At 47.6% G+C, this 18,576-nt stretch carries 18 protein-coding genes; 11 read left to right on the top strand and 7 right to left on the bottom strand.

What is annotated here, in order from left to right; all coding sequences use genetic code 11:
- Positions 1-215 precede the first annotated feature (215 nt).
- From FRZ54_RS10405 to FRZ54_RS10390, 4 genes are all read right to left on the bottom strand, one after another.
- Positions 216-755, bottom strand: a complete 540-nt coding sequence (locus FRZ54_RS10405; RefSeq protein WP_147031548.1) for a hypothetical protein — start codon at positions 753-755, stop codon at positions 216-218.
- A gap of 68 nt (positions 756-823) precedes the next feature.
- Positions 824-1,990 (bottom strand): trans-sulfuration enzyme family protein, encoded by a 1,167-nt coding sequence (locus FRZ54_RS10400; RefSeq protein WP_147031547.1) that lies wholly within the window; start codon positions 1,988-1,990, stop codon positions 824-826.
- 2 nt (positions 1,991-1,992) lie between these two features.
- Entirely contained in the window at positions 1,993-2,322 is a 330-nt protein-coding gene (locus tag FRZ54_RS10395; RefSeq protein WP_147031546.1) for a hypothetical protein, read from the bottom strand.
- A 2-nt stretch (positions 2,323-2,324) separates the two neighbouring features.
- On the bottom strand, positions 2,325-3,668 hold the full coding sequence (locus tag FRZ54_RS10390) for an APC family permease (RefSeq protein WP_147031545.1): 1,344 nt from the start codon (positions 3,666-3,668) through the stop codon (positions 2,325-2,327).
- A gap of 82 nt (positions 3,669-3,750) precedes the next feature.
- Between FRZ54_RS10390 and FRZ54_RS10385 the strand changes: the two genes are divergently transcribed.
- The 6 genes from FRZ54_RS10385 to FRZ54_RS10360 all read left to right on the top strand — a co-directional run bounded on the left by FRZ54_RS10385 (position 3,751) and on the right by FRZ54_RS10360 (position 9,892).
- The gene (locus FRZ54_RS10385) at positions 3,751-4,419 is read left to right on the top strand and encodes a hypothetical protein (protein WP_187359802.1); all 669 of its coding nucleotides are present in this window, start codon (positions 3,751-3,753) and stop codon (positions 4,417-4,419) included.
- A gap of 185 nt (positions 4,420-4,604) precedes the next feature.
- The gene (locus FRZ54_RS10380; protein WP_147031543.1) at positions 4,605-6,497 is read left to right on the top strand and encodes a DNA topoisomerase IV subunit B; all 1,893 of its coding nucleotides are present in this window, start codon (positions 4,605-4,607) and stop codon (positions 6,495-6,497) included.
- 117 nt (positions 6,498-6,614) lie between these two features.
- Entirely contained in the window at positions 6,615-7,592 is a 978-nt protein-coding gene (locus FRZ54_RS10375) for an SDR family oxidoreductase (protein ID WP_147031542.1), read from the top strand.
- 106 nt (positions 7,593-7,698) lie between these two features.
- Complete coding sequence (locus tag FRZ54_RS10370; protein ID WP_147031541.1) at positions 7,699-8,184, top strand: cytidine deaminase; 486 nt, start codon at positions 7,699-7,701, stop codon at positions 8,182-8,184.
- A gap of 9 nt (positions 8,185-8,193) precedes the next feature.
- On the top strand, positions 8,194-8,853 hold the full coding sequence (locus FRZ54_RS10365; protein WP_147031540.1) for a GDSL-type esterase/lipase family protein: 660 nt from the start codon (positions 8,194-8,196) through the stop codon (positions 8,851-8,853).
- Between the two features lie 118 nt (positions 8,854-8,971).
- Complete coding sequence (locus tag FRZ54_RS10360; RefSeq protein ID WP_147031539.1) at positions 8,972-9,892, top strand: S1C family serine protease; 921 nt, start codon at positions 8,972-8,974, stop codon at positions 9,890-9,892.
- Between the two features lie 91 nt (positions 9,893-9,983).
- Here FRZ54_RS10360 and FRZ54_RS10355 read toward each other — a convergent pair whose 3' ends face one another.
- Positions 9,984-10,382 (bottom strand): GxxExxY protein, encoded by a 399-nt coding sequence (locus tag FRZ54_RS10355; protein WP_147031538.1) that lies wholly within the window; start codon positions 10,380-10,382, stop codon positions 9,984-9,986.
- Positions 10,383-10,622: 240 nt separating this feature from the next.
- On the bottom strand, positions 10,623-11,054 hold the full coding sequence (locus tag FRZ54_RS10350; RefSeq protein WP_147031537.1) for a nuclear transport factor 2 family protein: 432 nt from the start codon (positions 11,052-11,054) through the stop codon (positions 10,623-10,625).
- A gap of 154 nt (positions 11,055-11,208) precedes the next feature.
- Between FRZ54_RS10350 and FRZ54_RS10345 the strand changes: the two genes are divergently transcribed.
- Entirely contained in the window at positions 11,209-11,721 is a 513-nt protein-coding gene (locus FRZ54_RS10345) for a YdeI/OmpD-associated family protein (protein ID WP_147031536.1), read from the top strand.
- Here FRZ54_RS10345 and pdxR read toward each other — a convergent pair whose 3' ends face one another.
- The gene (pdxR, locus tag FRZ54_RS10340; RefSeq protein ID WP_147031535.1) at positions 11,722-13,200 is read right to left on the bottom strand and encodes a MocR-like pyridoxine biosynthesis transcription factor PdxR; all 1,479 of its coding nucleotides are present in this window, start codon (positions 13,198-13,200) and stop codon (positions 11,722-11,724) included.
- 83 nt (positions 13,201-13,283) lie between these two features.
- Between pdxR and FRZ54_RS10335 the strand changes: the two genes are divergently transcribed.
- The 4 genes from FRZ54_RS10335 (at position 13,284) to FRZ54_RS10320 (ending at position 18,515) form a co-directional block, all read left to right on the top strand.
- Complete coding sequence (locus tag FRZ54_RS10335) at positions 13,284-14,105, top strand: MBL fold metallo-hydrolase (RefSeq protein ID WP_147031534.1); 822 nt, start codon at positions 13,284-13,286, stop codon at positions 14,103-14,105.
- Between the two features lie 10 nt (positions 14,106-14,115).
- On the top strand, positions 14,116-14,991 hold the full coding sequence (locus tag FRZ54_RS10330; protein WP_147031533.1) for a cupin domain-containing protein: 876 nt from the start codon (positions 14,116-14,118) through the stop codon (positions 14,989-14,991).
- Positions 14,992-15,086: 95 nt separating this feature from the next.
- Entirely contained in the window at positions 15,087-15,530 is a 444-nt protein-coding gene (locus FRZ54_RS10325) for a carboxymuconolactone decarboxylase family protein (protein WP_147031532.1), read from the top strand.
- Between the two features lie 183 nt (positions 15,531-15,713).
- Positions 15,714-18,515 carry a DNA gyrase/topoisomerase IV subunit A gene (locus FRZ54_RS10320; protein WP_147031531.1) on the top strand — a complete coding sequence of 934 codons (2,802 nt, stop codon included), beginning with the start codon at positions 15,714-15,716 and terminating at the stop codon, positions 18,513-18,515.
- The last annotated feature ends 61 nt before the right edge of the window (positions 18,516-18,576 follow it).

Raw genomic sequence — 18,576 nt, 5'->3', positions numbered from 1 at the left:
TGATAAGTGCAAGTACTTTTTAAATTATTTTAATAAGTTAACAAATGTGGATATATTGGGGAGGAGGAGAACCAAGATTCAAGAGCCAGGGCTAACGCATCGCTTCCTGCTTCTGTTCTTGGCTCTTGGCTATCAAAACGTTTGCATCAGGCTATCCGTTCATGCGCCAGCATGCATTAGGGACCCGCAACTGCCGCTCAAAAAGCATGTTATCGTTAAAATGAATCCTTAACGTAATAACTATCTGATACAAACAGGTTCGGACCAATACCCCGGGCTTCGCCGTGGATGAGCAGCGTATTCGCGTCAGGCGTAGAAACCACCTGCGACGATGTGCCGCCACCGGGACCCTGTGCGTTAATTTGCGGGGTAAGTACAAAGTCTTTGCCCGAAAGCTTATAAAAATAACTATTCAACAATGGCGATATTGGTGTCGGGACGGTAAAGCCGGGCTCATTCAGGTAATAATAATGATCGATACTGGTTACACAGGTGCCGTCATTATTGAATTGAACATAATCATCTTTGGTTATCGGGTTATAATAGGTGGTATCGTAATGTTTTACGTTATTGGTATCCAGCAAATACACTACCAGTTTGGTCATTTGCCATTTACCTTCAATCGGATACGAAACATTTTTGGTAGTTGATGCTCCCGTCACGGGATCGCCTGGTTTGTTAACATTAACAGCCTCTTTTTTACACGAAAAACAAGCCGTTGCGGCGAGGATAAAAACGATCGATAAAGTTCTCATAATCAAATTATTTAACTGGTTACTTAAAATGACATGAGTCTGTATACGGATGGGATTGGAAATAGTTACTATGATATCTCCGCCAACCCCTGCTCCAGGTCTTTGATCAAATATTCCGGGTCCTCTAAACCAGCGTACATGCGTATCAACTGATACCGGTTTGGGTTTACGGCATCGTACTCGCTTTCGGGCAGTGCGGCAATGGATGGGATGATCAAACTCTCGTGCCCGCCCCATGATACCGCCATCAGGATATGTTTTAGCGAGTTGCAGAAAGTTTCTATCTTATCAAATGCCGGGTCCTTCAGTACAAAACTGAATAATCCGCCACAGCCCTGCATTTGGCGCTGACCCAATTCATATTGCTCAAAATCTTCCCGGAACGGCCATATCACTTTTGCCACCAGTGGGTGGTTAGATAGCCAGTCGCCGACCATTTGGGCGCTCTCAAAGCTGCGCTGCAAACGAAGCGGCAATGTGCGCAACCCCCTAATCAGCAGCCAGGCCGAATGCGGCGAAAGCGACGGCCCGATCGTCATATATTCATGATCGAATATCTGTTTGATCAGTTCGCGCTTACCGGTAACGACGCCGGCAACCACATCCGAATGCCCGCCGATATATTTGGTAGCCGTTTGTGCCGACAGATCGATACCCAGTTCGATAGGGCGCTGATACAGTGGCGTGCAATAGCTGTTGTCGATCATGGTGATGATACCCTTCGATTTGGCCAGGTTGGCCACGGCCTTCAGGTCCTGCAACTCATAGCTGAAGGTGTTGGGGCTTTCAAGGTAGATCAGCCTGGTTTCGGACCTTATGGCGTCTTTAAAATTCTGAATATCCCTCCCATCAATAAAAGTGGTGGTTATCCCAAATTTCGGCAGGAAATTCTTGAACAGCTTTATCGTCCAGCTATACGGGTTCTCCACCGACACCACGTGATCGCCCTGTTTAAGCAGGGCCAGTATCGGCACCGTAATAGCGCCTATCCCGCTGCTGAAAACCAGGGCATCTTCGGCGCCATCCAAAGCGGCCAGCTTCTTTCGCAGTATATTGAGCGTGGGGTTATTGCCGCGCGAGTACAGGTCGGCATCAAATTCATCCGCCAGTGCGTCGCGGAAATCTTTAACGGTTTTAAAGGCAAAGTTGCTGGTTTGTATTATCGGCGGGGCCACCGCGTTAAAGTAATTCTCACGCTCTTCACCAAGCTCATTCAGAATATAGGACAGATCCATTATTAAAAAATATCGGTTAAAGTCACCAGCATCAAAATAAATACCGGTATAATATCAAGTATAAAAATTGCGGTCAGCATCGCTTTTGCGGCGCCGGTCCGCAAAGTCTTTTTGAATGCTATCCGCAGGGTTGCTACTGCAAAAAAAAGCAGGTAAATAACAACAGCTATAAATATCAGCAGCCATTTGGTCTCGTCAAAAACAAAATCAAATGAGTCATGAACAAGATACGCCGCGCACAAAAAGCCCAGGGCCTGTAGCACAAGGAATACTTTGGCCCTCAACCTGATGCCCTTAAGTTCGTAGATTTCCGGGTTTATCGTTTCAGTCATCGCTACTCGGTTTTATCTGATCCTTTCTGCTTGCGGGCGCCCAGGTAATATATCCCCAGCCCTAAAGCATAGCAGGCCAGGCATATCAGCGCCGCATAGGGGTTTTCTTTAAAAGTGATAAATATGTTGATGGTAACGAACCAATAGGCCAGGATAAATATCAGCGGCACCAGCGGGAACCATCCAATAGTGTATATCTCCCTTTTATCCAGGTGCTTTGTCTTTTTACGCAGACTAAAAATAGTTAAAGCTGCCACCGACAGCCCTATGGTGTCGAAAAACATCACATATTTAAGCATATTGCTGAATGTATCCACAAAGAACAGGATAACCAGCGTGGCCGCCACAAAAAAGCTCATGCCAAATTCCTGCACCTGCGTTTTTTCATTCACCTTTTTAAATATCGGCGGCAAAATCCCGTCCTCGGCCATAGCATAGTACACACGCGGATTGGCCAGCACATTCACATTCACATAAGCTAATACCCCGCCAAATAAGAGTAATGAGGTGATCTTATAGCCTGTTGGTCCGAAAAGCACGCCCATCATTTTGGCAGCCAGCGCTGGAGTATGCTGCAAGCCGCCTATCCCCAATACTTTGAAATAAGCGAAATTAACCGCCAGGTACAGAAATATCACCACCGATATCCCGAGGGCGATGGCTTTAGGAATGTTCGATTTTGCATTGATGATATCCCCGCCAAAATTGATGGTTTGCTGGTACCCGCCGTAAGTGAAAAAAACTGCCACCAAGCTGAGCCCGAAAGCTGTTATTTTGTTGGTGCTGAAGGAATGCGTGACGGTAACCGCCGCAGGATAAGCCTCGCTTTTAAATACGGCAAGGCATATCAAAAGTATCAACCCTATTTTAAACGTAATGAGCAGGTTTTGCACACGTGCGCTCATTTTGATACCCAAAAAATTGATGACATACAGTATCAGCACCGAAGCGATGGTAATGATACGCGTACCGGTGGCGTTTTGCAGGGAAGCCGGCAGCAGGAAGGGCCTGATATAATCGGAACCAATAAGCGCCACGGCAGCTACCGATGCCGCATTACTGATAACCAGTACCCAATTGATCATAAAGGCAAAAGCCGGGTGATAGCAGTACGAATAAACTTTGTAAAACCCCCCGGTGTTAGGGTAACGCGAACCGATCTCGGCAAAAGTAAGCGCGCCGCACAAGGTTACCAGGCCGCCGAATATCCATGCGCCGAAAAATATCCAGGGACCGCCCGCTTCATTGGCCACGTCGGCAGGGGTGGCGAATATGCCCATGCCTATTACCAGGCTTATCACGATCATGGTCAGGTCGAAGCGGTTAAGCCGTGGTTTAATACTCATTATTTTATTAGTTCGTTTTTAACTATTTATGTGTTAATTTTGTTCCCGACCCTGATTTTTGCAAAACTATTGACTGCCGTGTATGGGTATGCTCTGTTTTTTAAGGCAATTTAAACAAATATTATTTACAACATTAGTTTTACTTGTTGGCGTAACAGCATTGTCGCAAGTGAAGCCAAAAGTGATCGCGGTCAGCAAGATCGTGCCAAAACCCATTAGCCCCCGTCATCGCGAATTCCTTCATTTAACCGCCGATGCCAACGTCATATTTTCGTTCCCGACCGGCTTCAGGGAGATCGCTGCTCCAAACGACGAATACTTTTCTTATGATTATGCGATGGAAATACCGGGCCACCAGTTCGAAATATGGTTTAAGGTAAGATCGCAAAAAAACGACTGGAAAAACTACCTTGCCATGAAGAACGACCCCAGGAGGCAATTGCCTAACCCCGACACGGGATACCTGGCCAAAGGCAGGGCAATGGCAAAAACACTTTGCAATGATACGGTATCTGTCTCCCGCGATATCGATCAGGAAGTTTTAAGACGCTACAACGCCAATGCCGGCAAGTCGTACCTGGTAGATATGCCTTACCGCGAAACGACAAAACATTACAAATACGCCCTGGTGCTGGCCATAGAAAAGGACCATACCGGCACCATACTGATAGTTTGTTTTACTGACGAAAAAAGTCCTGAGTTCTTCAGGAACGTAAACAGGATAAGCCACTATCTGAAGTTTAAATCTTAACGGGTTTTGTTTGAAGGTTGTAAAGTTGAAATATTAAACTACCTTTCATTAATTCACACCTTTTCCCAATGTTGATAAGTTGGCACATTTAAGCTGGCACATGCAAGCAGAAATTATATTTTTGCCGGTATTGAAATATTAACTTTCAAACATTACAACTTTCCAACCTTACAACTCTACAAAGAATGGCAGGAGCAATAGATTACAGTGAAGATAGTATACGGTCGCTCGACTGGAAGGAACACATCAGGCTGCGCCCGGGTATGTACATCGGTAAATTGGGCGACGGTTCGGCTTATGACGACGGTATTTATGTTTTGCTGAAAGAGATAGTAGACAACTCGATAGACGAGTTTGTGATGGGTGCCGGCAAAACTATCGATATCAGCATGAGCGACCATAAGGTTTCTGTGCGCGATTACGGTCGCGGTATACCCCTCGGTAAAGTTATCGATTGCGTATCCAAGATCAATACCGGCGGCAAGTACGATAGCAAGGCATTCCAGAAATCGGTGGGATTAAATGGCGTGGGTACCAAGGCGGTAAATGCTTTATCCAACACGTTCATTGTTCAATCGTACCGCGACGGCAAAACCAAAATAGCCGAATTTGCCAAAGGCGAACTGCTGCGCGATGAAACCGAAAAGGAAACAACCCAGCGAAACGGAACGGCCATCAACTTTACGCCCGACGATACCATTTTCAGGCATTACCATTTTATACCGGAGTTTGTCGAAAATATGATCTGGAACTATGTTTTCCTGAACTCGGGGCTTACCATCAATTTTAACGGCACCAAATATTTATCGGAACGCGGCCTGTACGACCTGTTGGTGCGCAATGCCGATGCAGAAAACCTGCGCTACCCCATTATCCATCTGAAAGGGGATGACATTGAAATTGCCATGACACACGGGCAGGCTTACGGCGAGGAATATTACTCCTTTGTGAATGGCCAGCATACCACGCAGGGCGGTACGCACCAGGCGGCTTTCCGCGAAGCGGTGGTAAAGACCATCCGCGAGTTTTATGATAAGGATTATGATGCGGCCGATATCCGCGCCTCCATTGTGGCGGCGATAGCCATTAAGGTGCAGGAACCGGTTTTCGAATCACAGACAAAAACCAAGCTGGGTTCGCAAAACGTGGGGCCCGACGGGCCGTCGGTACGCACGTTCATTAACGACTTTGTTAAGAAGGAACTTGATAATTACCTGCACAAAAACCCGGCAACAGCCGATGCATTAAAGGCCAGGATATTACAATCGGAACGCGAACGCAAGGACATTGCGGGCATCAAAAAACTGGCGAACGAGCGCGCAAAAAAAGCATCGTTGCATAACCGTAAGCTGCGCGATTGCAAACTGCATTTTGACGACAACCATGAGCGTAAACAGGACACTACCCTATTCATCACCGAAGGCGACTCGGCCAGCGGGTCGATCACCAAATCGCGCGACGTGCAAACACAGGCGGTTTTCAGCCTGAAGGGTAAGCCGCTTAATTGCTACGGGCTCACCAAAAAGGTGGTTTATGAGAATGAAGAGTTTAACCTTTTACAACACGCGTTGAATATCGAAGACGGTTTAGATGCCTTGCGATACAACAACATTGTGATAGCAACCGATGCCGACGTGGACGGCATGCACATCCGCCTGCTGATGATGACGTTCTTCCTCCAGTTCTTCCCCGACCTGGTAAAAGCCGGCCATGTTTACATCCTGCAGACACCGCTGTTCCGCGTGCGTAATAAAAAGGAAACTATTTATTGCTACAGCGACGAAGAGCGGCGCGATGCTATTGCCAAATTGGGCACCAAGCCCGAGATCACCCGCTTTAAGGGTTTGGGCGAAATATCGCCGGAGGAGTTCGGCCTGTTCATTGGGAAAGATATACGGCTCGACCCGGTCATATTGAAGGACGCCAACATCAAAAACCTGCTGGAATACTACATGGGTAAAAACACGCCCGACAGGCAGCAGCGCATTGTTAATAATCTGCGTGTCGAGAAAGACGATGAAAGCATCAACCCAACTATTGCCGCGGCTGATGTGGATGAGTTGCCGGTGGCGGTTTGACGCATGATCGTGATTTGATCAGATTTACAAAGTTTCAAAAACTTCGCAGATCTTCTTCTTTTTACTTTGAATTCAATTTCCCGGGAAACATAAACCCTTACCGCTGGTTATCCATACATGGATAAGCACGAACTGAAGAATAAAGCTATTGTGATAACCGGCGCCTCCAGCGGAGCTGGCAGGGCTGCTGCTGTTGAGTTTGCAAAATATGGGTCGGCCATTGTGCTGGCGGCAAGGAACGAGGAAGCATTGCATGAGGTTGCGGCCGAGTGCACCGGGCTGGGCGCTATGGTGCTGGTGGTTGTTACCGACGTTACCGACCCAAAGGCGATGATCAACTTGGCCAATGCTGCTAATGATTGGGCAGGCAAAATTGATGTCTGGATAAATAATGCAGGTGTACTGGCCGCAGGCGAGTTCGACCATACCCCAATGGAAGTACACGAGCAGGTCATACAAACCAACCTGCTGGGCTATATTTACGGCGCCCATGCGGTAATGCCTTTTTTTAAGGCGCGGCAGCAGGGCACTCTCATCAATAATATCTCCATAGGCGGTTATTTGCCGGTACCTTACGGCACCGGCTATACGGCCAGCAAGTTTGGACTGAGGGGCTTTTCTGAGGCATTGCGTGCCGAGTTATCCGTTTGGCCCGGCATCCATATCTGCGACCTTTTCCCGGGATTTCTTGATACGCCGGGCATACACCATGCAGGCAATTACACGGGCAAAGCTTTAAAACCCGCACAACCAGTGTACGACCCAAAACTTTTAGCGGAAACCATGGTGAAGGTGGCTGTCAACCCGAAGTCAAACCGATATGTGGGCGGGGCTTCTGCGGTGTTAAAGTTATCGCATGCGCTTTTCCCCGGGCTTACGACAAAGTTTGCAGGTTACCTGATGCGCCGTCATTTTAAATCGGCCGACAGGATCACGCCTACCAGCGGCAACCTGTTCAATACCGTCGATTATGGCATGAGCACCAACGGCATGTTTGGGAGTGATAACGGGAACAAAATTCCGGGTAAATATATTGCCGGGGCATTGGTCGCCGGCCTGGCAGCGGGGTTCTTTTTAATGAACCTGCGTAAGTAATTATTCCTTTGTTTAGGCTCCCTGTACTGGGTTTTATAAAATTCAGTATCTTGTTGCCCCCCGTATTAGAAAAACCCTCTCCGATGGAAAGGGCGGGGTGAGGCACATGAAGGAGCACGAGATAAAAATAAACTTTACCGAATACGGCTCATTAGCCGAACTGGATAAAACCGATAAAGAACTTTGTGAGGAAGCGGTAAAAGCATTGGATACTTCCCATTCGCCTTATTCCAAATTCCGGGTGGGTGTGGCCATGCGCCTGCAAAGCGGTAAAATACTGCATGCCAGCAACCAGGAAAATGTGGCGTACCCATCAGGCTTATGCGCCGAGCGCGTGGCACTGTTTCATTGGGGAGCCAATCATGCTGACGATCCTGTCGAAAGCATGGCGGTAACCGCCCATACCGACGAATTTCAACTTTCAAAACCGGTTACCTCCTGCGGCGCATGCCTGCAGGTTTTGGCCGAATATGAGAAGAAACAAAATCGTGCAATAAAAATGTTACTCTATTGCAAGGACGGACCAATTTGGACAGCCACCGGTATTGAAAGTTTTTTACCATTTTTGTTTTTTGAGGATCGCTTAAAATAAACATCAACTATGAAAATAAAATTGATACTGTTGTTTGTGCTGGCAGGCTTTTGCGTAAAAAGCTACGCCCAAACTGGTTTCCCTTTTGATAATGAGATACGCGACTTTAAGCACAAGGACAGCCTGAGCTTTCCAAAACCCGACGGCATATTGTTCATAGGCAGCTCGTCAATCCGCAAATGGGACGACCTGGAAAAGCGCTTCCCCGATAAAAATATCATCAAACGCGGTGTTGGCGGCTGCGAGCTTTCGCAAGTGGTAAAATATTACACCCCTTACATTTTGTTCCCCTATCATCCGTCAAAGATCTTTATTTACGCAGGTGAAAATGATATCGCCGCAGGCGAAAAAGCGGACTCGGTACTGACAAATATGAAGGCGTTATGGACGATGATCAACAGCCAACTGCCCGATACAAAGATCTATTTCCTGTCCATCAAACCTAGTCCGAGCAGGATTGCCTTACTCCCTGAGATGCTAAAGGCCAATGAAATGATCAAAGCTTACCTGCAAGATAAGCCAAACACGTTATATATCGACGTCAGTACGCCGATCTATAAACCCGGAACCACTGAGCCTGACGCCTCACTCTTTCAGCAGGATATGCTGCATTTAAACCCGACAGGTTATGATAAATGGCAAGCCGTGTTGCAGCAGTACGTTAATTAAATGGCCGCGCGAGCTACTGCATTTTAACCACATATCTGCATAATTGGCAAAATAGCGTTAAAATACTGCCAATTTGTACCCGTTTTGCAATAGGTTTGCTTTTTGTGAGCGATGAATTATGGATTCATACTCACAACTCATTATCAACGCTGTTGATAAATTGCGCACCCCGGTTGTCAAGATAGAGCAGTTCGACAACAAGCAAGGGCGCGAAACGGTTACCGGTACAGGAACCGGCTTTTTATTTTCGTCAGACGGATACTTATTCACCAATAGCCATGTCGTAAAAAAAGCAAAGCAACTCAGGGCGGTTTTGTACGATGGGAACATACACCCGGCAACTCTCATTGGCGAGGACAGGTACACCGACCTGGCTATATTGAAGATAGACGCCATAGACTATAATCCTGCTGTGCTAGGCGACTCGGACCAGCTACAGATAGGGCAATTGGCTATTGCGATAGGTAACCCGCTCGGATTTCAGCACACGGTAACGGCAGGTGTCATCAGCGCCCTCGGCAGGACATTGTCCGGCGAGACCGGCGTCAGCATGGACAGCATGATACAAACCGATGCCTCCCTTAATCCCGGCAACTCGGGCGGCCCGCTTATCAACGCCGATGGTGAAGTTATCGGTGTAAACACGGCCACTATCCGCGGGGCGCAGGGCCTTTGTTTTGCTATCAGCATCAACACGGCTAAATCGGTCGCAAATCAGTTGATCCGCTATGGCAAGGTAAAGCGCGCGTACATCGGGGCAAGCTTGCAACAGATCAGCCTCGTACCCAAGTTGCGTACCATTCACCATCTGAAGAACCAACAGGCTTTGTTCATTACGCAGGTGGAAAACAACAGTCCTGCGGATAAGGGCGGCCTGTTAAGCGGCGACATCCTGTATGCCTTTAACGACCAGCCGGTCGAAACATCCGACCAGCTATTCAAACTGCTGACCGAAGACAAGGTGGGCCAGTTTCAATTTGTAAGTGTATTGCGAAATAATCAAAAGAAGGAACTTAGAGTAACCCCTGCGGAGCGGTAAAGCCTAAACTAAGATTTTTAAGATTAGATAATTGTAGAATTCCTGTAGCGAATGTAATTCATGATCCTAAGATCAGAGTTCATATAAGAAATCACGAATGTTTGTAATCTGAATTGTCCGAGTGCCTTACGTTAAACACTCTTTTGAATTCCAGGCTTTTGCTTCCGAAATTTATCAGCGGTCCGACAGGCAGCTTATAAGCTTCAAGGTAATTCATAGCTTGCGCCAAGTGCAATTCATCAAGCCTTGCAACAGCCTTTAATTCGACCATGACCTTATCTTCAACAAAAAAATCAACCCTCCTGGTGCCGATATCAATACCATCATAAAATATGGTTATTTCCATTTCCCTGCCAAATGACATATCCTGTTTTCTCATCTCTATATCCATTGCCCGCTGATAAATTACCTCTTGGAAACCGCTGCCAAGCGTGCTATGAACTCTCATGGCGCAACCAATAATTTTGTGGGTAAGCTCTTCGTACTGCATAGTGGGTGATGATGGTTAAGGTTTTGGATGATGAGGTCTAGTACAAAACTAATTTATTTTTTATTAAAAATTTATCATGGTGAGAACTAAGATTCATAGGACTTGAAGATGATAGGATTAGTATCCTGATAAATAATAAAGCATCCTACGATCCTTAAATCTTATGAATCTTAGTTCAGACAATAAAGCAGAAGGCCCCTCGCGGGGCCTTCCTTGCAAAACAAACAATAAACCACTTATTTATTTAAATGAGGTTTCCACCTTCGTAATTTTCCAGCCGTCGTCGGTACGTTGTGCGGTTACCACGTCCGTACGGGTTATCTCTTTAAATTTCATCTCTACTTTTTCTACCAAAGTGTTGTCATCCTGGCTCAAAACAGTGCCGGTAAATGCACAATTCTGGTCGATGTGCGCATTGCTTTTCAGGTAGTCCAGTACATCTTTCTTATCAGTAGTACGCACACGTACACCCTGCACCACGTAAAAACGGGCATTATCGGCTATCGCATTGGATATGCCTTCCAGGTTGCCGTGCACCAGGGCATTCATATAAGTATCCAGTACTTCCTGTTTGGTAGCGTTAACATCGGTTGTTGTCTTTGTTGAAGCATTGGCAAAGCCGCACACTGCCACCAGGGCCAGGCCAATCATCGTTGCTTTTAGTGTTTTCATAATATCGGTATTGAAGGTTAAAAATTTGTGAAACTATACCCATAAGACAGCGGCACAAATCCATTCGTTACAACCGAAAACCGCGTTTGACATTGATTTAACAATCTTTAACAATTCGCATTTAAACTTTGTTACAATGCCGTAATTTGGCGGTATGGTTGACTTTACCACGATGATGCTGCAGTTTGACGAACAGGGCGAAAAAACCGGCTGGACCTACATCGAAATACCCGCTGATATAGCGCAGCAGATGAAGCCCGGCAATAAAAAGTCGTTCCGCGTGCGGGGCATGCTGGATGCTTTGCCTGTACGCGGTATGGCGCTGATGCCTATGGGCGAAGGCAACTTTATAATGGCCCTGAAAGCCGAGGTAAGAAAGGGCCTGCACAAGAACGCAGGCGCCATGCTGCACGTGCATTTAGAAGAGGACGTGGACTTTAAAGTGGATATGCCCGCCGACCTCCAGGAGTGCTTTGATTTCGAGCCCGAAGCGGCAGACTTTTTCAACAGCCTTGCCAAATCGCACCGGGAATATTTTATCAAATGGATCAATGAGGCCAAAACCAGCGAGACCCGCGCCAAACGTATTGTAAATACCGTAAATGCAATGTTGCGTAAATGGTCGTTCAATGTGATGCTGAGAGAGATGAGGAAGGAACAACAATGATCAGCGTATTTTCCCGATAGCCCTGGCCAAAATATCCACACCTTGTTCTATCTCCTTTAGATTCAACGAAGCAAACCCAAGCCGCACAAAGCGGTTATTTTCCGACCGGTAATAATATTCCTCGCCGTTGCTGACCGACAGCCCCATTTCAGCGGCCTTTTGAGCAATTGCCACGGCATTAAGCCCGTTCAAATATTGCAGCCACACGGCAAAGCCGCCGTCCGGAATTTTGAAGGCGGCGTTATCACCCAATCGTTCGCGAAGCAAATTGCAAAACGTGTCGCGCCTTTCGTGATATATTTTATTGGTTTTTTTAAGATGACGGCCTATATCTCCGTTCCTGAGCAGGTTGGCTATGGCTTCTTCCAGTAGCTGTTCACCCTGCCGGTCGATCATACGGCGAAGGCGGGTAAGCTGCGCGATAAGGTTTTGCGGTGCTGCCACAAAGCCGATCCGTATCCCCGGCGCTATCGTTTTACAAAACGACCCTACATAGATCACGCTGCCGTAATAGTCGGCGCTTGCCAGCGGAAGTACGGGGCTGCTGGTATAATGATAATCGTAATCATAGTCATCCTCGATGATGGCAAAGCTATACTTCATGGCCAGTTCAAGCAGTTGCATCCGCCGTTCCGAACTTAAGGTTACCGTTGTGGGGCGATGATGATGTGGTATTACGTATAACAGCTTTACCTTTTGCTTTTTGCAGATAGCCTCGACTGCATTGACATCCATTCCATGCTCATCCACCGGCGCAAAAACGAGCCGCGCGCCGGCATGGGCAAAAACCTCATTTGCCGTAGGGTACCCTGGCTCGGGAACGATCACCACATCGTTTTTTGACAATAGAACCTGGGCGGTAAGATACATAGCCATTTGCACGCCCTTCGTAATAAGGATATTGTCCGCGCCTGCATGCATGCCACGTGTGCCGGAAAGGAAACGGGCCAGTTCCAAACGCAAATTCTCCGAACCTTGTTCCGGTCCGTACATCAGGTATTTGGAGGTAAACTGGTAATTGCCAAATCTTCGGTATTCCCGCACCAACAGTTCGACCGGGGCAAGGCGCGTATCCGGGAACCCATCGTTGATCACCAGGTTGTGCTGCGGTACGGGCTTATATAAACGGCTACCGGGCAAACCCGCTTTCACCTCATAAAAGGTTTGAGCGGGAAAACTATCGGGCGGGGCATTTTCGCCGAGCGATTTTGGTGTAATATCCGGCAGGCTCTTTGCTACGAAAATGCCTTTGCGCGGATAACTATCAACCCAGCTTTGGGCATACAGTTCGTCATAAGCGGCTACAACCGTTTTCCGGTGAACATTCAATGCGGCAGCCAGCGTACGGCTGCCGGGCAAAGCGCTTTCGGGTTTTAAAGTACCCCGGCGTATATGGCTGATGATACTGTTGGCGATCTGTAAATAAACGGGTACCGGCGACTCTTTACTGACACAAATCAGGCTTTCTACTATTGACATAGCTGGACTACTTTACTTGTTAATTCTGGACTATAACAGTAGTCCAATATAGCCATAATTTAGTATTGTCAAAAAAAATAAATATGAATACGAACAACAGCCACACGATATGCACCACCTGCGGCACTCAATTGCCGCACGATGAAAAAGTGCCTGCACTTTGCCCCATATGTAATGATGATCGCCAGTTTATCAGCCTGCAAGGCCAAAGCTGGACGAGCGAGGAAGAGCTAAAAAACGGTCACCGGGCTAAGATCAGCCAAGTCAATGAACGCCTGTACACGCTTACCGTCAAACCGGATTTTGCCATCGGGCAACGTGCTTTTTTATTATTATCCACTGAAGGCAACATTTTATGGGATTGCATCCCCTTACTCGACGAAGAAACGATTGCTTTTATCAGGAGCAAAGGCGGTCTGAAAGCAATTGCTTTTTCGCATCCCCATTTTTACAGTAATATGAATACGTGGGCAGCAGAATTCAATTGCCCTGTTTATATCCACGAGGGCGACAGGTCATGGATATTCAATCATGGGCCACATGTTCAGTTGTGGCGCGGTGGTGAGAAATATTTATGGAACGACATAAGCCTCGTGCATGTTGGCGGACATTTTCCAGGGAGCAGCATGTTGCGCATCGCCTCATTATCCACCAGCGGGACCATGCTGTGCGGCGATAGTCTTTATATCTCGCGCAGCCTGCGCCATACGGCTGTAATGTTCAGCTATCCCAACCAAATACCGCTGCTGAAGGACGATTTTATAGCATTTTATGAAAAATGCTCAAAATTAAAGTTCGACACCTTATACGGCGCCACCTTTGAGGGCCAGGACCTTGAAGGCAATGCCTACGAAATTTTCACGCATTCCATAAACCGCTATAAGTCCATTTACGGCCTGGCTTAAGTCATACATCATGAAGATCGTTCAAAACACAAAATTTCCTCAACTCTTTCTCCGGGTAGCCATAGGTTCAGCCTATTTATGGGAATTTACCGACCGCCTTGGTATACTAGGAGCCCACGGACAACCGCACGTAGGGTGGGGCGACTGGGGTCACTTTATAGCTTACGCCCGCCAGGTAATGGCTTTTTTGCCACCGGGCATTGTGCCGGTGCTCGCAGTTATCGCCACTGTTGGCGAGGGTCTTTTCGGTACACTGATATTAATTGGGCTTTTCACCCGGACTGCGGCTATCGGCAGCGGAATACTGAGTTTTTGCTTCGCGCTGGCTATGTCCGTTTCCTTTGGTATCGAATCGCCGCTGGGCTATTCGGTTTTCACCCTCAGCGCTGCAAATTTCCTGCTTGCCACTTTACCAACCTATGAATGGAGTGTCGATAACTGGTTAACAAAAAAGAATTCCGGCAGGATCAGCAGCGGCGCCATCATATTTGCAGGAGTCATTGGGCTAATGGGTTTTTATTCCCCGGCTCGCGCGCAGCAGGTTCATCAAACATCGCCGCGGAAGATCACCGAGCAATATCTTATTAAACAATTCATTAATGAGCATGGCATAAGTGATCGCGAGGTGCAGATCGAGGTAGTGAATTTTCCACCTGGAAGCTCATCCCCCGCTCATCGCCATCCATGCCCAACATTTGGCTACGTGCTTGATGGTGAATTAGAGTCTGTATTTGAGGGCAAGCGCCACCTGTTTAAAAAAGGCGACTGTTTTTACGAAAGCACCAACGGGCTGCATGCTGTCACGCGCAACAACGACCGGGTAAAGACCGCCAGGCTGCTGGTCTTCTTCATCGCTGAAAAAAATAAACCAACTACGATCAGGTAAAAAAACAAGGTCATGAATAAAGGGTCATCAAATAAGTCATCATTGAAAGCAATGATCGCTGCTTTTGCCATTATGTCATTAATCAAATAAATGCTATGAAATCAAGAATGAACATTAACGAAGCGGAGCCACGAATATACAAGGCTATGCTGATTGCCGACAAACAAATAAAGGAGTTCGACATCAATGCCATGTTAAAAGAACTGATAAAAATACGGGTATCCCAGATCAATGGCTGCGGCTATTGCATCGATTACCATAGCAACGACGCACTTGCATTAGGCGAAAGTACCCAGCGTTTGTTAGCGCTTTCGGCGTGGTGGGAAACACCTTTCTATAGTGACGGGGAGCGTGCGGCCCTAAAACTGGCAGAGGAAGTCACCCGCATTTACGGGCACGGCGTTTCGGACGAGACCTATGAGCAGGCGCTGAAGCATTTCGGCAAACAGGGCCTGGCACAGATTATTTTTATTGCTATCACCACTAACAGTTGGAACCGCATTGCCATTCCCGTGCACATGGTTGCCGGCGTGGATTGAGTCGCCGGCACCTGATCCTTTAACATGGGTCTCAGTTGGTAAAACTATGTATTGAATAAGATCGTGGTTTTTTTGGCGATTCTGGTTAAAAACTTATGTTATGTGGGAAAAATCTGCCTGTCTCCGCAACCACACATCTGCACTAAATCTCTATATTTACCCATTCCTATTTTTTAGCTACGAATGAGTGAAGATCTGAGCAATCAGCAGCCTGGTAATAACGAAGACAACAAATTACATAATGTAACCTCCCTCGGCGGGTTGTACGAGAACTGGTTCCTGGATTATGCTTCCTACGTGATCCTTGACCGCGCGGTACCGCATATCAATGATGGTTTAAAGCCTGTTCAGCGGCGTATATTGCATTCGCTGAAGGAGATGGACGACGGGCGCTTTAATAAGGCGGCAAACGTTATCGGCAACACCATGAAGTATCACCCGCACGGCGATGCTTCCATTGGCGATGCTATGGTGCAGATTGGCCAAAAAAACCTGCTGATAGATTGCCAGGGTAACTGGGGCGACCCGATAACCGGCGACTCGGCCGCTGCTCCGCGTTATATTGAGGCAAGGCTTTCGAAATTCGCCAACGAGGTTGTTTTCAATCCCGACACTACCGAATGGCAGGCCAGCTACGACGGGCGCAACAAAGAGCCGGTGACGCTGCCGGTTAAGTTTCCGCTTCTGTTGGCGCAGGGCGCCGAAGGTATTGCCGTGGGCCTGGCTACCAAAATATTACCGCATAATTTTATCGAACTGCTGGATGCATCCATCGGCGTATTGCAGGGCATAAGGCCAAACCTGGTACCCGATTTCCCGACCGGTGGGCTGGCGGATTGTTCGTTATACAACGAGGGTCAGCGCGGCGGCAGGATACGGGTGCGTGCTAAAATTGTGGAGCGCGATAAAAAGACGCTGGCAATAACCGAGATACCTTTTTCGACCACTACCGGCAGCCTGATAGACAGTGTGATCTCTGCCAACGACAAGGGAAAGATCAAGATCAAGAAGATCGAAGATAACACGGCAAAAGATGTGGAGATCATGATCCACCTGGCGCCGGGTATATCTCCTGATGTGACTATCGATGCGCTGTATGCCTTTACCGACTGCGAGGTTTCCATATCGCCCAATACCTGCGTGATACAGGACGACAAGCCGCGCTTTATGAGCGTGAATGATATGCTTACCGAAAGCACGCATTACACCAAGGAACTGCTGAAACAGGAACTGCAGATACGGCTGAAGGAGCTGATGGAGAAGATATTCTTCAGCAACCTGCTCAAAATATTCATACAGGAAGGGATGTACAAGCACCCCGGGTATGAAAGTTCGGGCAGTTTCGAAGTGGTGGTTGACGTGCTGAATAAGCTTTTCACGCCTTTCTTCCCGCAGTTTTACCGCGAGATATTACCGGAGGATTATAAGAAACTGATCGACAAACCGATGAGCAGCATCACCCGCTTCGACGTGAAGAAAGCGGACGAGCAAATGAAGGCGCTGGAGAACGAGATAAAAGAAGTAAAGCATCACCTGAAACACCTGAACGATTATGCCATTGCCTGGTTCCAGAAACTAAAAGACAAATACGGTAAGGACCGCGAGCGCAAAACCGAGCTTCGCACTTTTGACAAGGTGGAAGCGGCGCAGGTGGCACTGGCCAATGTGAAGCTATACATGAACCCCGAAGATGGCTTTATAGGTACTGGCCTGAAAAAGGATCAGTTTGTATGCGATTGCTCGGACATTGATGAGATCATCGTATTCCGCGTGGATGGCAAGTGCATGATCACCAAAGTACAGGAAAAGGTGTTTGTGGGTAAGGATATCATACACGCCCAGGTATTCAAAAAGAACGACGAACGCACCGTCTACAACATGATATACAAGGACGGCCAAAGCGGCGTAAGCTATATCAAGCGCTTTAGTGTTGTTGGTGTTACCCGCGATAAGGAATACGACCTGACCAAAGGCAGCAAGGGTTCCAAAGTGCTTTATTTTACTGCCAACCCTAATGGTGAGGCGGAGGTTGTGAATATCCAGTTAAAGCCTCACGCCAAACTCAAAAAGCTGCAGTTTGACGAGGATTTTGCAGCTATCGCCATCAAGGGCCGCGGTTCGATGGGTAATATCGTTACCAAGTACCCGGTTAAGAAGATCGTACTGAAAAGCAAAGGTGTGTCGACACTGGCCGGGCGTAAGATATGGTACGACGATATCCTGAAACGCCTGAACGCCGACGGCCGTGGTAAATACCTGGGTGAGTTTGATGGCGACGACCGCGTGCTGACCGTATTAAGTGACGGCAGTTACGAGCTGACCAGCTTCGACCTGAACAACCACTTTGATGATAAGATGACCCTGATAGAGAAATATAACCCTGAGAAGGTTTATACCGTGGTTCACCTGGAAGGGAAGTCGAAAAACTACATGGTAAAGCGCTTTGTGTTTGAGAACACCGCCATTGGCAAGCAGACCAGTATTATCAGCGACGAGAACGGGTCGAAGCTTATCCTGATCTCGGGCGCGAAACAACCTATGGTACGGGTTGACCAGTTAAAAGGCAAGACCGAGATACCGGAAACCATTGAACTGGACCTTTCGGAAGTGATCGATGTGAAAGGTATGAAGGCCATGGGTAACCGCCTGTCGCAGCATACCGTTAAATCCATAACACCGTTGGCGAAGGCCGAACCGGAGCCGGATGAGGAAGAATCCATAATTGATGAGGAAGAGGACGAGGTAACCGAAGAGCCTGAGTCTGCTATCCCACCTGTAAAAGCAGTAGAGGCGACGGAATCGCCAGCCGGGTTAGAAAAGGCCGAACCTGAAAAACAGGATAGGCCACAAGTCGAGTCGAAAGATGAGCCGGTTCAATCAGAAGAGAAGCCAGCGGACCCGCCTCATAAGAAGGTCGATTTTGAGATAACCAATCCCGACGATATCAAGATTGATGACAAGGGTCAGATCGGATTTGGTTTCTAATAAATATACTGCCTCGCTGAACGAAGTTAAGAATCTTATACGTCAAGCATAACGCCAAAAA

Origin of the sequence: Mucilaginibacter ginsenosidivorans (genome assembly GCF_007971025.1) — a bacterium.
In the GTDB taxonomy this organism is placed as follows: Bacteria; Bacteroidota; Bacteroidia; order Sphingobacteriales; family Sphingobacteriaceae; genus Mucilaginibacter; species Mucilaginibacter ginsenosidivorans.
This window is presented reverse-complemented; position numbering and strand designations above follow the sequence as displayed.

Bases quoted from the DNA above. Each gene is read 5' to 3' on its own strand.
- FRZ54_RS10405 (WP_147031548.1), bottom strand. From the start codon at position 755: ATGAGAACTTTATCGATCGTTTTTATCCTCGCCGCAACGGCTTGTTTT.
- FRZ54_RS10400 (WP_147031547.1), bottom strand. From the start codon at position 1,990: ATGGATCTGTCCTATATTCTGAATGAGCTTGGTGAAGAGCGTGAGAAT.
- FRZ54_RS10395 (WP_147031546.1), bottom strand. From the start codon at position 2,322: ATGACTGAAACGATAAACCCGGAAATCTACGAACTTAAGGGCATCAGG.
- FRZ54_RS10390 (WP_147031545.1), bottom strand. From the start codon at position 3,668: ATGAGTATTAAACCACGGCTTAACCGCTTCGACCTGACCATGATCGTG.
- FRZ54_RS10385 (WP_187359802.1), top strand. From the start codon at position 3,751: ATGGGTATGCTCTGTTTTTTAAGGCAATTTAAACAAATATTATTTACA.
- FRZ54_RS10380 (WP_147031543.1), top strand. From the start codon at position 4,605: ATGGCAGGAGCAATAGATTACAGTGAAGATAGTATACGGTCGCTCGAC.
- FRZ54_RS10375 (WP_147031542.1), top strand. From the start codon at position 6,615: ATGGATAAGCACGAACTGAAGAATAAAGCTATTGTGATAACCGGCGCC.
- FRZ54_RS10370 (WP_147031541.1), top strand. From the start codon at position 7,699: ATGAAGGAGCACGAGATAAAAATAAACTTTACCGAATACGGCTCATTA.
- FRZ54_RS10365 (WP_147031540.1), top strand. From the start codon at position 8,194: ATGAAAATAAAATTGATACTGTTGTTTGTGCTGGCAGGCTTTTGCGTA.
- FRZ54_RS10360 (WP_147031539.1), top strand. From the start codon at position 8,972: ATGGATTCATACTCACAACTCATTATCAACGCTGTTGATAAATTGCGC.
- FRZ54_RS10355 (WP_147031538.1), bottom strand. From the start codon at position 10,382: ATGCAGTACGAAGAGCTTACCCACAAAATTATTGGTTGCGCCATGAGA.
- FRZ54_RS10350 (WP_147031537.1), bottom strand. From the start codon at position 11,054: ATGAAAACACTAAAAGCAACGATGATTGGCCTGGCCCTGGTGGCAGTG.
- FRZ54_RS10345 (WP_147031536.1), top strand. From the start codon at position 11,209: ATGGTTGACTTTACCACGATGATGCTGCAGTTTGACGAACAGGGCGAA.
- pdxR (WP_147031535.1), bottom strand. From the start codon at position 13,200: ATGTCAATAGTAGAAAGCCTGATTTGTGTCAGTAAAGAGTCGCCGGTA.
- FRZ54_RS10335 (WP_147031534.1), top strand. From the start codon at position 13,284: ATGAATACGAACAACAGCCACACGATATGCACCACCTGCGGCACTCAA.
- FRZ54_RS10330 (WP_147031533.1), top strand. From the start codon at position 14,116: ATGAAGATCGTTCAAAACACAAAATTTCCTCAACTCTTTCTCCGGGTA.
- FRZ54_RS10325 (WP_147031532.1), top strand. From the start codon at position 15,087: ATGAAATCAAGAATGAACATTAACGAAGCGGAGCCACGAATATACAAG.
- FRZ54_RS10320 (WP_147031531.1), top strand. From the start codon at position 15,714: ATGAGTGAAGATCTGAGCAATCAGCAGCCTGGTAATAACGAAGACAAC.